This is a genomic window from Microbacterium sp. K35, assembly GCF_004794375.1.
In the GTDB taxonomy this organism is placed as follows: domain Bacteria; phylum Actinomycetota; class Actinomycetes; order Actinomycetales; family Microbacteriaceae; genus Microbacterium; species Microbacterium sufflavum.
In genome coordinates, this window is the sequence record NZ_SSDM01000330.1 from 35,923 (window position 1) to 48,582 (window position 12,660).

The following is a 12,660-nucleotide window of genomic DNA, read 5'->3' on the forward strand; positions in this document are numbered from 1 at the left end:
CCCATCCTCCCATGCGGTCCGCCTCGGCCCGGGCTGCCTCCGCCGGAGCCGCCGCGTTCTCCTGCGGCCGGGCGGGTCTAGCGGCCGCGTCGCCCCGCGAAGAGCGCCCCGAGCAGAGGCAGTACGGAGACGCACAGCAGCGTGATCCCGAGCGGGGGCACCGGGGCGACCAGCAGCGCGCCGCCCACGAGCATCGCGGCGAACAGCACCCCGGAGGCGATGCGGCGCGCGATGCCCTCCAGCCGATCGAGGCGCCGCTCCAGTCGCGAGGTGTCGAACGACACGGTGCCGTCGTCGATGCGGGTGATGATGCGGTCGATGCGCCCAGGGAGGCGCCACGTGGTCGCGGCGTTCTCCATCGCCTGCTGGGCCATGTCCTGCATCAGGTTGCCGGACTCGTCGCGCAGCAGCCGAGCGGCGTAGGGCTCCGCCGCGTCCCACACGTTGAACGCGGGGTCGAGGCCGCTGCACATGCCCGAGGTGAGCGACACCGCCCGGATCAGCAGCAGCAGGTCTTCCGGCAGCTGGAGCGGGAGGCGGCGCACCATGTCGCCGAACTCGTCTGCGAAGTCGGTGAACTCGCGCGGGTCGACGCGGCTCAGCTCCGCGAAGCCCATGCCGCCGAAGCGGGCGAACAGGGCCGTCAGGGCGCGCTCGAGCTCGGCGGTGTCGGCGGTGGGCAGCAGCACGCCGATCTCCTTCGCGGCGGCCACGAGTCCGCGACTGTCGCGCGCGGTGACCGCGATCAGGAGCATCCGCAGCCCCTCGCGGAGGTTGTCGGGGACCTCGGCCATCATGCCGAAGTCGATGAACGTCAGACGGAAGCCCCCGTCCGTGGGAACCGGGGTGACGAAGATGTTGCCGGGATGCGGGTCGGCGTGCACGAAGCGATGCGTGAACACCTGGTCGAACATGACCTCGGCGAACGCGTCGGCGACGGCCCGCGGTTCGATGCCGGCCGCCCGCAGCGCCTCGGTGTCGTTGATCTTGATGGCGGTCACGTCGGACAGCGTCAGCACGCGGCGGGTCGTGCGCTCCCACACGATCTCGGGCGCCGCGACCCGCGGGTCGTCGGCGAAGTTCTCGCGGAACCGCTCGGCACTGCGGGCCTCGTGCAGGTAGTCGATCTCCTCCAGGCTCGTGACGGCGAACTCCTCCACGAGGGCGGGCGCGTCCACCCGGTCGGCGACGATCCGCACCCGCGTGAGCCAGCGGGCGACCCGGCGGAGGGCCGCGAGGTCGACCGCGACGATCTCGTCGATACCCGGGCGCTGCACCTTGACCACGACCTCGTCGAGCCCGGTGTCCTCCGCGTCGAGGGCCGAGAGCCGCGCGCGGTGCACCTGACCGAGCGAGGCCGCGGCGACCGGGGTGTCGTCGAACCAGGCGTAGGCGCGCTCCAGGGGGATGCCGAGCTCGGCCTCCGCGAGCGCCCGGATCTGCGGGGTGGGCACCGGGGGCACCTCGTCCTGCAGTCCCTCCAGCTCCTTCGTGATCTCGGGCGGGAGCACGTCGAGGCGCGACGACATGAACTGTCCGACCTTGATCATGAGTCCGCCGAGCTCGACCGCGAGGGTGTGGAAGCGCCGGGCGAAGCGCTGCATCCGGCGCGGGCGGGTGCGCTCCGCGACCGCGGCGAGCCCGAAGCGCGGAAGCACCAGCTCGAACCACCAGATCTTCACGAACTCGCGGCTCGCGAACGACAGGATGCGGCGGTACCTGGCGCGATGGACGCCCTGGGCTACCGCTTCCGTCATCGCGTCATCCTTCCGCCGTTCCGCGCCGGATGCCGCACGACGCGGTCAGTCCTGGGCAAGGATCGTGTACAGCCTACGGCGGGCGTCGTCGAGCACCTCGATCGCCTGCTGCACCTGCTCCGCCGAACCGCTGCGACCGACCTGCGCGGCCGCGGCGGCCAGGTCGACGCCGGCCTTGGGCAGCGCGCTGTAGCGGGGGTCGCGTCCGCGGTCCTTGTCGGAGGTGGTCACCCACGGCGCCGGGGTCTCGGTGGTCTCGTCGGCGACGGCGCGACCGGCCTCGGTGAGCGCATAGGTCTTGCGGCCGTTCTGCTCCTCCGCCTCGATCAGCCCTTCGTCGGCGAGCAGCTGGAGCGTGGGGTACACGGAACCGGCGCTGGGCTTCCAGCTGCCGCCGCTGCGCTCGGCGATCTCGTTGATGATCTGGTAGCCGTGCATGGGACGCTCGGCGAGGAGCGTGAGCACGGCGGTGCGGACGTCGCCGCGCGCCATGCGGGAGCCGCCGGACGGGCGCGAGTCGAACGACTTGCGGAGCTGATCCATCGCCTCGAAGAGCGCGCCGGCCGGACCGTGGGGTCCGCCGAAGAGGTTGCCGAGGCCGGACGCGAAGTCACCGGCACCGCTGCCGCCGGTGTTCCCGGTTCCGCCGAACGGGTTGGAGGGGAATGCGTTGCTCATGATGACCTCCCAGTCGTGAACGATAGTTAACGATATATCGCTCACGCTGGGCGTGGGGTGGGAGTTTCGACCGGCGCGAGCAGGGCCGCGCCGGTCGCCGCCGCGTCCACCCCGAACTCGGCCGGAAGGACCCGGGCCCGCGCCGGGCCCGGCATCGCCACGGCCCGATAAGCCCGCGCCACCTCGTCCAGATACCGCTCACCGATGCCCGCGACACCCCCGCCCACCGCCACCACCTCGACGTCGAGCAGCGCGTTGGCCGCGGCGAGAGCGCGCCCGAGGAACTGCGCCCCCTGCGCGATCACCTCCGCCGCCGTCCGGTCGCCCGCACGGGCCAGGGCATCCACCTCGCGCAACGGGAGCGGTGTCCCGGTGCGCTCCCGGTACGTCCGTTCGAGTCCGGGCCCCGACGCCACGGCCTCGACGTGCCCGGGCGCCCCGCAGCCGCAGCGCCTCCCGGCGAGCTCGGCCGGCAGCGCCAGCTCGGTGTGCCCGACCGATCCCGCGGTGCCGGTCACCCCGGTGCGGAGCCCGTCTGGGAGGACCACGGCCCCGCCGATGCCCGTGCCCACCGCGACCATCAGCAGCCCGCCCGCTCCGCGACCCGCTCCCTGGACGGCCTCCGCGACCGCCGCCGCGTGCACGTCGTTCACGACCACGACCGCAACCCCCGTGGCGCGCTCGAGTGCCGAGCGCAGCGGGAACCCCGCCCACCCCCGGATCGCGTCCGTGGCCGAGGTGATGGATCCGTCGGGGGCGACCACGCCGGCCGTGCCGACACCGACCGCCGTCACGGGTTCGCCGTCGGCGACCGCGCGGACCGCCTCGACGACCGCCCGCACGATCGCGTCCCCGCCTTCGCGCGCCGGCGTCGCACAGCTGCGCACGGGCGTCACCCGGCGACGACCGCCCGCGGGATCGGGCTCGAATCCGGCGACCGCGATCTTGGTGCCGCCGATGTCGACCCCGACGATCACACCCGCTCCCCGGCTTTCGGGGTCGCCGCGACGAACCGGCGCGTGAGCGCGATCGGGTCGGTGATCGCCCCGCCGACGACCACGGCGAAGGCCCCCGCGTCGAAGGCCGCTCGCACCTGCTCCGGTGTCTGGTAGCGGCCCTCCGCGATGGTCGGGATGCCGGCCGCGGCGAGCGCGGCGACGAGATCGAGGTCGGGTCCGTCCTGCCGCGGCGAGTGCGGCGTGTAGCCGGAGAGGGTCGTGCCGACCACGGCGGCGCCCGCCTCCCACGCCCTCCTGCCCTCCTCCGCGGTGGAGACGTCGGCCATCACCGGGAGCCCGGTGGCCTGCGCGATCCGGCCGAGCAGGCCGAAGTCCGTGCCGAGCTGCTCGGTCGTGGCGTCCACCGCGATCACGTCGGCCCCCGCCGCGGCGAGGCCCTCCGCAAGCGCGACGTCGGGCGTGATCACGTTGCGCACGCCGTTCCACACCTTGTGCAGTCCGATCAGCGGCACCGCCGTCGCCGACCGCACCCGGCGGAGGTCCTCCGGTCCGTTCAACCGCAGCCCGCTGGCGCCGCCGAGCAGTGCCGACTCCGCGAGCGCGCCGATCACGTGGGTGTCGCGGGCCGGGGTGCCCGCTGACGCCTGGACCGAGGCGACGAGGCTGTCACGGAGCAGTTCGAGGGTGTCGTGTGTCACTTGATCGCTCCTGCGCTGACGCCGCCGATGAAGAACTTCTGGCCGATGAGGAAGATCACCACGGCCGGCAGCGTGAACATCACGCATGCCGCCATGAGCGGTCCCCACGCCACGTCGTTCTCCCCGAAGAAGGCGTACAGACCGATCGACAGCGTGTACGTCGACTGGTCGTTGAGATAGATGAGGGGATTGAGGAAGTCGGTCCACGCCCACACGAACTGGAAGATCGCCGCGGTGACGATGGCCGGGCGGGCCAGCGGCAGCACGATCGTCGCGTAGGTGCGGAACTCGGAGGCGCCGTCGAGGCGCGCGGCCTCGATCAGCTCGTCGGGCACCGCGAGCAGGAACTGCCGGATCATGAAGATGAAGAACGGCGTGCCCAGGAAGGCCGGCACGATCAGCGGCAAATAGGTGTTCGTCGCCTCGAGCCCGTTCCACACCAGGAACAGCGGGATGAGGGTCACCTGGGGCGGCAGCATCATCGTGGCCAGAACGAGGATCAGCAGCGGGCGGGCGCCGCGCCACTTCACCTTCGCCAGCGCATAGGCCACCAGCGGGCACGAGATGACCGTGCCCAGGATGCTCATGCCCGACACGAACAGCGTGTTGCCGAGGTAACGCCACACGGGGATCTGCGCGAACGCCTCGGCGAAGTTGTCCATGGTCCACTCGGCCGGAAGCAGCGTGGGCGGCGAGGAGAACACGTCGCCCGGCGTCTTGAACGCGGTCGACAGCATCACCAGCAGCGGGAAGAGGAACAGCAGGGCGAGCAGCGCCACCGACACCTGCTGCCGGACGCGGCGCAGCGTGCGGCGCGTGCGGCGGGGCCGGCGGGCGGGGGCGGAGATCTCAGCGTGTGCCATCGTGCACCCACTTCTTCGACGACGCGAGCACGATGAGGCTCACGATGAGCGTGACGATGAACAGCGTCCAGGCCATGGCCGAGGCGTAGCCCATCTTCAGGAACACGAACGCGTTCTGGTACAGGTACATCGCGTAGGAGAGCATCGACTGCCCGGGCCCGGAGCCGGCCTGATTGAGCCGCTCCTGCGACAGGATGTAGGGCTGCGTGAAGATCTGCAGGAAACCGATGATGCTCACGATCACCTGGAACAGGGTCACCGGAGACACCGTCGGCCAGGTGACGCTCGTGAACCGGCGCCAGACTCCCGCACCGTCGAGCTCGGCCGCCTCGTACAGCTCCTTCGGCACCTCCTGGAGGGCCGCGAGGTAGATGATCATGGTGCCGCCGACGGTCCACAGCGACATCATGATGATCGCGGGCTTGGTCCATTCCGGCTGCTGCAGCCACGCCGGCCCTTCGATGCCGAACCACGACAGGAAGTGGTTGATGAAGCCGTACTGGGCGTTGAGCAGCCAGCGCCACAGGTAGCCGCCGACCACCACGGGCACGATCGAGGGCAGGTACACCAGCGCGCGGTACAGCGGCTGGCCGCGGACGGGGGTGTTGAGCAGGTGGGCTCCGGCGAGCGCGATGCCGATCGCGAGCGGCACCCCGAACACGGTGAGCACGGCGGTGTTGGCGAGCGACTTCCAGAACACCCCGTCCGCCAACATCTGGGTGTAGTTGTCCAGGCCCACCCACTCGGGCGCCTGGAAGAGGTTGAAGTCGGTGAAGCTGTAGTACGCCGAGGCCACGATCGGGTAGGCGAACAGGAACAGGAAGCCGACGATGAACGGCGCGGCGAAGGCGAGGCCGATCAGCGTCGTGCGGCGGCTGCGGCGCCGCCGGACGGGGGCGCCGGGTCCGGCGGGAGTCGTCTCCCGCCGGACCCGGGGTGTGGTGGCCGTGGTCACGGAGCGCCGCTCACTTCGAGGAGTAGGAGGACATCCGCTCCTCGACGGTCGCGATCGCCTCCTCCGGGGTGGCCGTCAGCCGCACGACCTCGTCGAACGCGGTGGCCAGGTCGGTCGCGTACTCCGCGCTGTACGGGCGGCTCGCGAGGGACTTGGCGTTCGGCGAGGAGGCCGCCTCGGCCCAGACGCCGAAGTCCTGCAGCTCGTCGAAGGCCGCGCTGCCGGCGAGGGAGGAGCGGCCGGGGAGGTTGCCCAGCGCGACGGCGAACTTCTCCATCGGCTCGTCGCTGACGAGGTAGGCGAGGAACGTCGCCGCCTCTTCCTTGTGCTTCGAGTTGGCGGGGATGAACAGGGTGCTCGCGGTCACCTGCGTGCTGTTCTCCAGCTCGGGGGTGGCGGCGGGGATGGCGGTGACGCCCCATTCGAAGTCGGGGGCGATCTTGGCCGCGCTGGCCGAACGCCATTCGCCGTCGATGATCATGGCGACCTGGCCGCTGAAGAACGGGTCCTGCGCCGAGAGGTACTCGCCCTGACCGGAGACGAACGTGGCCATGGCGTCGGCGCCCACCGGCTCGATCACGTTGTCCTGGTACCACTGCAGCGCTTCGAGGTTGCCGTCCTCCGCCGGGGTCGGGCCGTCCTCTCCGTCCCAGCTGCCGCCGAACGCGTAGCCGAGAGTGGTGAGCGTGGTGCTGTCGTTGGCGGAGCCGAGGCCGAGCTGGGTGATCTTGCCCGAGGCGTCCTTCTTGGTGAGCTTGGGGATGGCGGCGGCGAGCTCGTCCATGGTGGTGGGCGGGGTCACGCCCGCCTCCGCGAGCAGCTGGGGGTTGTAGAGCAGCTGGAAGCTGTGGATGGCGATGGGCAGCGAGTAGATCTTGCCGTCGTAGGTCATCTGCTCCATCGCGCTGGGCACGAAGTCGTCGACGTCGATGTCCTCCGCGGCGATCGCGTCGTCGAGCGGGGCGAGGATGCCCTTCGAGGCCCAGGCGCCGACGGTGTTCCCGAAGTTGTCGGAGATGTCGAACGAGCCGTTGGACGACGACATCGAGGTGAGCTGCTTCTGGGTGTCGGGGCTGGAGACGCCCTTGACGACGATGTCGTCCTGGCTGGCGTTGAAGTCGGCGATGATCGCCTCCAGGGCCTTGGCCTCCTCCCCTCCCCACAGGTACGAGAACGTGATCTCGGTGGGGCCGTCGGCGTCGCTGCCGCCTCCCGCGCATCCGCTGAGGGCCACGACCGTCGCTGTGGTCAGTCCGGCGGCGACCAGGGCGCGCCGGCGCATGTGCTGCTTCATGTGCATGGGGAGTTCTCCGCTCATCGTTGACCTTGCAAAAGGATTGGAATAGACCAATTCGGAACCGCTGAGAACAGACATTGACACACCTGGGGGCGGTCGTCAAGATTGGGTTAGTCCAAATGAGGGGGAAGCCATGACGATCGAGGGTGTGACGAAGCACGAGCGGGTGCGCCGGCATCTCGAGGAGGTCATCCAGCAGGGCCTGGCGCCGCACGAGAAGCTGCCGACCGAACGCGATCTCGCCGAGTCGCTCGAGGTCAACCGGCAGACGGTGCGCCGGGCGCTCGACGAGCTGGAGCGCGACGGGCTGGTCTACCGGCTCCAGGGCGCCGGCACCTTCGTCAGCGCCTCGCGCATCAGCAAGGCGTTCGAGCTCACGTCGTTCTCCGAGGACATGCTCGCCCGCAACATGCGGCCGGGATCGCTGTCGGTCGACGTGTCCACCGCCGCGGCGGGGCAGACCACCGGCTACGCCTTGAACCTCAGCCCGCAGTCGCCGGTGGTGCGGATCCGCCGCGTGCGCACCGCCGACGACATCCCCATCTGCCTGGAGGTGTGCTCGATCGCGGCCGACGCCGTGCCGGGGCTGGAGGAGGGCATCGTGGGCGACTCGCTCTACGAGGATCTGCGCACCCGGTTCGGCATCTCGGCCGTGCGCGCCGACCAGGAGATCCACGCGGTCGTGCTCGACGAGGAGCAGGCCGCGGCCCTGCAGACACCCCCGTTCTCGCCCGCGTTCCTCGTCAAGCGCACCACCTACGACGCCCGCAGCCGGCCGCTGGAGTACGCCGAGTCGGTGTACCGGGGCGACCGCTACTCCTACCTCCTCTCGATCTCCCGCCCCTGAGCGTTCGCGCTCCCGACCGGCAATCCCTTCACCGACGAAAGGCTCCTCGTGTCCGACCCGACCCTCCGCCCGCGCATCGCCCTGCTCCCCCTCGACGATCGGCCGGTGAACGTGAAGCTGCCCGGCGACGTCGCCGCGGTCGCGGGCGTGACGCTCGACGTGCCGCCCGCCGAGATCCTCCCCGCATACCGGACGGCGGGCGACGCGGACGCGCTCGGCGCCTGGCTGCGGGAGCGCGCGGCCGACCCGGCGACCGTGCACCTCGTGGTGTCGGTCGACATGCTGCTCTACGGCGGACTCATCGCGAGCCGGACGAGCCACGACACGACGCGTGACGTGCTGGCGCGTCTCGACGTGCTGCGCGAGGTGCGGCGGATGCGCCCCGAGCTGCCGATCTCGGCCGTCTCCCTGGTCACGCGCGCCAGCAACTCGTACTCCGCGGCCGAGGAGCCGGAGTACTGGACGGCGCACGGCAAGGAGATCCACGCCCTCGGGGGCGACGCCCACCGGCTGCTCGGCGAGACTGACGTGCTGCCGCTGGAGGAGCTGACACCCGTGCCGGCCGATGTCGTGTCGGACTACGCGACGCGGCGCCTGCGCAACCACATCGTCAACCTCTCGACCCTCGGGCTGGTCGAGGACGAGACGCTCGACTTCCTCGCGATCACCGCCGACGACACCGCGCCGTTCGCGGCGGGAAGCGCCGAGCAGGTGTGGCTGCGGCACTGGATGCGGATGCTGCCGTCGGGCCGTCGCGTGCTCATGTACCCGGGCGCCGACGAGGTGGGGGCGGCGCTCGTCGCCCGAGCTCTCGCGGGGAACGCCGGGGTGACGGTGTCGTTCGCGATGGCGTGCGCCGACGCCGCGGGGATGGAGCGGATCCCGCCGTACGAGAACATGTCGCTGGCGGCCTCGGCGAGCCGGCAGATCCGCGCGGCCGGTGCCGTCGAGGTGGCGGCGGACGCCGACGTGACCCTGGTGCTGCACGCCCCCGACCCCGACCGGCACGACATGTTCCGCGGGCGGCCCGATGTGGTCGACACCGCGGCCGTCGCCGGCACCGTCGCCCTGGTGCGGGAGCGGCTGGAGGCGGGCGAGCGGGTCGCGCTGGCCGACGTGCGGTATCCGAACGGGGCGGACGAGGCGCTGGTGCGCGCGCTCGCCGACGCCGACCTGCTCGGGCGGCTGGAGGCGTTCGGCGGCTGGAACACGGCGGGGAACACGCTCGGCAGTGTGGTCGCGGTCGCGGCCGCCGCAGTGGTCGGCCGGGCCACGGGGTCGTTCGACGAGCGGGCGGCGCGGATCGCCCTGCTGACCCGGCTGCTGGACGACTTCGCGTATCAGGCCGTCGTGCGCACGGACTCCGGGCCGTCGCTGTTCCCCGACATCTACCCGATGGCGGACGACGCGCGGGTGGCCGAGGCGTCGCGGGTGATCCGTGCGGAGCTGACGGCGCTGCTGGAGTCGATGCTCCCCGCCGACGGCGTGCGCATCGACGAGCTGACGCTGCCGTGGCGGCGGTCGTTCGAGATCGGCCTCGTGCTGCGGTAGCTCCGGCGGCCGTCGTTCGCGCTTGCCTCATCGAACGATTAACGATAGATTCCTGTTGTTTCTCGACGGGAGGTGTCGCATGGCCAAGGGAACGACGATCGCGCTGCAGGTGGTGATCGCCCTCGCCCTGCTCGGGTCGCTGGTGGTGCAGACGGTGATCGCGCCGCTCGTGTACGCCGACCTGGAGGGGGAGGCGACGTGGGCGCGCATCACGCTGGTCGCGATCCTGGTGCTGGGCGTCGCGACGATGCAGGTGTTCGGGGTGTGCGTGTGGATCCTGCTCCGGAAGGTGCGACGGGGATCCCTCTTCTCGACATCCTCGTTCCGCTTCGTCGACACGATCATCGGGGCGATCCTGGCGGCGGCGGTGCTCGCGTGGGTACTCGCGGCCCTGCTCGCCCCGGGCGAGATGGCACCCGGAGTCGTCGCGCTGATCGGCGGTGCGGGAGTGGTGCTCGCCGGGATGGCTCTGCTCGTCGTGGTGATGAAGGCGCTGCTGCGGCAGGCGATCGACCGCGACGCGGAGGCACGGGCTCTGCGGTCCGAGCTCGACGACGAGGTGATCTGATGCCGGTGGTCGTCGACATCGACGTGATGATGGCGCGCCGGAAGATCGGTGTCGGCGAGCTGGCGGAGCGCATCGGGATCACCCCCACCAACCTCGCGGTGCTGAAGAACGGCCGCGCGAAGGCGGTGCGGTTCACGACGCTCGATGCGCTGTGCGTGGCGCTGGACTGCCAGCCGGGCGACCTGCTGCGGTGGGTGCCGGACGACGACGGGGCGCCCGCGGACTAGCCCTGCAGCACGGAGTCGAGCAGCCCGGGGAAGCGGGCGTCGAGGTCGTCGCGGCGGAGGGTGAGGGTGCGGCGCCGCCCGTTGGGCTCGTTGCGGATGACGCCGGCCTCGCGCAGCACCTTCATGAAGTGCGACTTGGTGGACTTCGGCAGGTTCGGGTCGGTCGCGTGGCAGGAGGCCATATCGAGGGGACCGTCGGCGAGCTGGCGCGCGATGGCCAGTCGCTCGGGGTCGCTGAGCGCGAAGAGCACCTCGGTCAGCTGGATCTCGGAGCGCTCCGGGTGGGGCAGGTCGCCAGGCATGGTTCGAGAATAGTTGAACAATGGCGCGAGGGCGAGTACGCTCCGAGAGTTCGATGATTCTCGAACTGTCAAGGAGCCGCGCATGACCACCACCGAGCCCATCGTCACCGCCCCGCCCGCCGCGCCCCGGCACCCCCGCCCGACCGCGACGCGCACCCGGCTCGGGTTCGTGCTCGTCGTGGTCGCGCAGATCCTGATGATGGCGGGAGCGAGCGCACCCTCGCCGTTCTATCCCGTCCTCGCGCACGACATCGGGTTCGCGCCGGTCGTGATCAGCGCGGTGTTCGCGGTGTACGCGGTCGCACTGCTCCTGACGCTCCTCACCGCCGGGTCGCTGTCGGACCACGTGGGGCGGCGACCGGTCGCGGTCGTGGGGTTCCTGCTGCTCGCGGGGAGCATGTTCCTGTTCTGGCACGCCGACGCCGTGTGGGTGCTGTTCGTGACGCGCATCCTCCAGGGCGTCGCGAGCGGGGCACTGATCTCGGCGCTGTCGGCGACGGTGCTCGACTTCGCCCCCGGGGGTCGAGCGAAGACGGCCGCGCTGTGGAACGCGCTGAGCCCCGGCATCGGACTCGCGCTCGGCGCGCTCGTGTCGGCGGTCATGCTCGACCTCACCCGGGAGGCGCTGCTCGACGTGTTCGCCCCGCTCACCACGGTGTACGTGCTGCTCGCAGCGCTGTTCCTCGTCGTTCCGGAGACAGCTCCGCGGCGGCCGGGCGCGTGGGCGTCGCTGAGCTTCCGCCTGTCGATCCCCGCCGCGATCCGGGGCGACTTCTGGCGCGGAGCCCCGGCCGTCGTGGCGGGGTGGGCCACGGGCGGGCTGTTCCTGTCGCTCGGCGCGAACATCGTGGCGCGTGAGCTCGGCGGCGTCGCGCACCTGTGGCAGGGCCTCGGCGTGGTGCTGCTCGCCGGGGTCGGGGCGGTCACGGCGTTCGCGATGCGCGGGCGCTCGGCGCACACGAGCGTGCTGTTCGGCACTGCCGCGCTCGGCCTCGGCACGCTGCTGTCGCTCCTCGCGCTCGGGGTCGCGTCGCTCCCCTTCTACCTGGGCGCGGCCGCGGTCACGGGCATGGGCTTCGGCACGGCGTTCTCCGGTGTGGTCGCGTCGCTCGCACTGCGGATTCCTGCGACCGAACGCGCCGACACCTTCGCGGTGCTGTACGTGCTCGCCTACCTCGCGTTCGGCGTGCCCGCCGTGGTCGCCGGGTCACTCGTCGGCGTGGTCGGGCTGGAGGCGGTGTGCGTCGGGTACGGGGTGGTGGTGATCGGGCTCGCCGCGGTGGCGTTCACCCTCCGGGTGCGGGCGGGGCGGTAGCTCCGGGGGTCAGGGGGTCGTCATCGGGGTGGTCGACACGTCGATGATCCCGAGCGGGAAGGGGCTCACGACGGACCAGGACCCCGAGGTGAACTGCTCGAGATCGATCGACTGGAACCACACCTGCGACACCACGACGGCGATCACGACGAGCACGCCGGCTCCGTACATCGCGCGCTCCAGCGTCCGCAGTGCCGCACGCTCGTCGGCAGCCTTCGTCACGCGACCGAGCGCGATCAGGAAGATCGCTGCGAGGGCGACGTAGACCAGCACGTTGGACTGAAGCGCCATCGAGACGCAGACGGGGGCCTGGTCGACCGACCGACCCTCGGAATCGACGAAGCCGCCGCTGCCGTCGTAACCGCCCGGGCAGTAGCTCTTGCTGCCCGTCATGAACGCGGAGTAGACGACGCCCGCGACCACCATCCAGATCAGAGTTCGTCGAATGCCCGCGATCACCACGGCGCCCGGGAGTGCAGAGGCGGCGGTCTCGATGTGCTGCGACGGTGGCGGCGTGAGCGACACGGGGTCTCCTTCGCGGTCGGTCCCCTTCATCATGGCGGAGGTGGCGGCGGAGAGGAAGGGTGCAGGTGCGCACGCAGCGGCCCCGCGCGCGCCCGGAGGCGACGCGCGGGGGCGCTGC

General features: G+C 71.3%; 14 protein-coding genes. 5 read left to right on the plus strand and 9 right to left on the minus strand.

Translation table 11 applies throughout. From position 1 onward, the window contains the following. Positions 1 to 77: 77 nt before the first annotated feature. The 7 genes from DW299_RS13085 to DW299_RS13115 are packed head-to-tail and all read right to left on the minus strand — an operon-like array spanning position 78 to position 7,228. Entirely contained in the window at positions 78 to 1,757 is a 1,680-nt protein-coding gene (locus tag DW299_RS13085) for an ABC1 kinase family protein (protein ID WP_136036851.1), read from the minus strand. A gap of 45 nt (positions 1,758 to 1,802) precedes the next feature. Beyond that, entirely contained in the window at positions 1,803 to 2,435 is a 633-nt protein-coding gene (locus DW299_RS13090) for a PadR family transcriptional regulator (protein WP_136036852.1), read from the minus strand. Positions 2,436 to 2,476: 41 nt separating this feature from the next. After that, positions 2,477 to 3,412, minus strand: coding sequence for an ROK family protein (locus tag DW299_RS13095; protein WP_136036853.1), 936 nt, complete (start codon positions 3,410 to 3,412; stop codon positions 2,477 to 2,479). After that, positions 3,409 to 4,092 carry an N-acetylmannosamine-6-phosphate 2-epimerase gene (locus DW299_RS13100; RefSeq protein WP_205814397.1) on the minus strand — a complete coding sequence of 228 codons (684 nt, stop codon included), beginning with the start codon at positions 4,090 to 4,092 and terminating at the stop codon, positions 3,409 to 3,411. Before DW299_RS13100 ends, DW299_RS13095 begins: the two co-directional genes overlap by 4 nt. Then, positions 4,089 to 4,955: a carbohydrate ABC transporter permease gene (locus tag DW299_RS13105; protein WP_136036855.1), complete on the minus strand. Its 867-nt coding sequence runs from the start codon at positions 4,953 to 4,955 to the stop codon at positions 4,089 to 4,091. Before DW299_RS13105 ends, DW299_RS13100 begins: the two co-directional genes overlap by 4 nt. After that, positions 4,942 to 5,910 carry a carbohydrate ABC transporter permease gene (locus DW299_RS13110; protein WP_136036856.1) on the minus strand — a complete coding sequence of 323 codons (969 nt, stop codon included), beginning with the start codon at positions 5,908 to 5,910 and terminating at the stop codon, positions 4,942 to 4,944. The genes DW299_RS13105 and DW299_RS13110 overlap by 14 nt, the downstream gene beginning before the upstream one ends. A gap of 10 nt (positions 5,911 to 5,920) precedes the next feature. Beyond that, positions 5,921 to 7,228 (minus strand): ABC transporter substrate-binding protein, encoded by a 1,308-nt coding sequence (locus tag DW299_RS13115; protein WP_168443142.1) that lies wholly within the window; start codon positions 7,226 to 7,228, stop codon positions 5,921 to 5,923. Positions 7,229 to 7,340: 112 nt separating this feature from the next. Between DW299_RS13115 and DW299_RS13120 the strand changes: the two genes are divergently transcribed. The 4 genes from DW299_RS13120 to DW299_RS13135 all read left to right on the plus strand — a co-directional run bounded on the left by DW299_RS13120 (position 7,341) and on the right by DW299_RS13135 (position 10,400). Then, positions 7,341 to 8,054 (plus strand): GntR family transcriptional regulator, encoded by a 714-nt coding sequence (locus DW299_RS13120; protein ID WP_136034445.1) that lies wholly within the window; start codon positions 7,341 to 7,343, stop codon positions 8,052 to 8,054. Positions 8,055 to 8,102: 48 nt separating this feature from the next. Then, positions 8,103 to 9,605 (plus strand): DUF4127 family protein, encoded by a 1,503-nt coding sequence (locus tag DW299_RS13125; protein ID WP_136036858.1) that lies wholly within the window; start codon positions 8,103 to 8,105, stop codon positions 9,603 to 9,605. 79 nt (positions 9,606 to 9,684) lie between these two features. Next, positions 9,685 to 10,173 carry a DUF2975 domain-containing protein gene (locus tag DW299_RS13130; RefSeq protein ID WP_136034449.1) on the plus strand — a complete coding sequence of 163 codons (489 nt, stop codon included), beginning with the start codon at positions 9,685 to 9,687 and terminating at the stop codon, positions 10,171 to 10,173. Beyond that, positions 10,173 to 10,400: a helix-turn-helix domain-containing protein gene (locus DW299_RS13135; RefSeq protein WP_136036859.1), complete on the plus strand. Its 228-nt coding sequence runs from the start codon at positions 10,173 to 10,175 to the stop codon at positions 10,398 to 10,400. Before DW299_RS13130 ends, DW299_RS13135 begins: the two co-directional genes overlap by 1 nt. Here DW299_RS13135 and DW299_RS13140 read toward each other — a convergent pair. Beyond that, positions 10,397 to 10,702: an ArsR/SmtB family transcription factor gene (locus DW299_RS13140; protein WP_136036860.1), complete on the minus strand. Its 306-nt coding sequence runs from the start codon at positions 10,700 to 10,702 to the stop codon at positions 10,397 to 10,399. The two genes, DW299_RS13135 and DW299_RS13140, sit on opposite strands and share 4 nt — an antisense overlap. 82 nt (positions 10,703 to 10,784) lie before the next feature. Between DW299_RS13140 and DW299_RS13145 the strand changes: the two genes are divergently transcribed. Next, positions 10,785 to 12,017 carry an MFS transporter gene (locus DW299_RS13145; protein WP_136036861.1) on the plus strand — a complete coding sequence of 411 codons (1,233 nt, stop codon included), beginning with the start codon at positions 10,785 to 10,787 and terminating at the stop codon, positions 12,015 to 12,017. A gap of 9 nt (positions 12,018 to 12,026) precedes the next feature. Here DW299_RS13145 and DW299_RS13150 read toward each other — a convergent pair. After that, the coding region (locus DW299_RS13150; RefSeq protein ID WP_240745407.1) for a hypothetical protein at positions 12,027 to 12,660 on the minus strand (634 nt) is incomplete at its 5' end.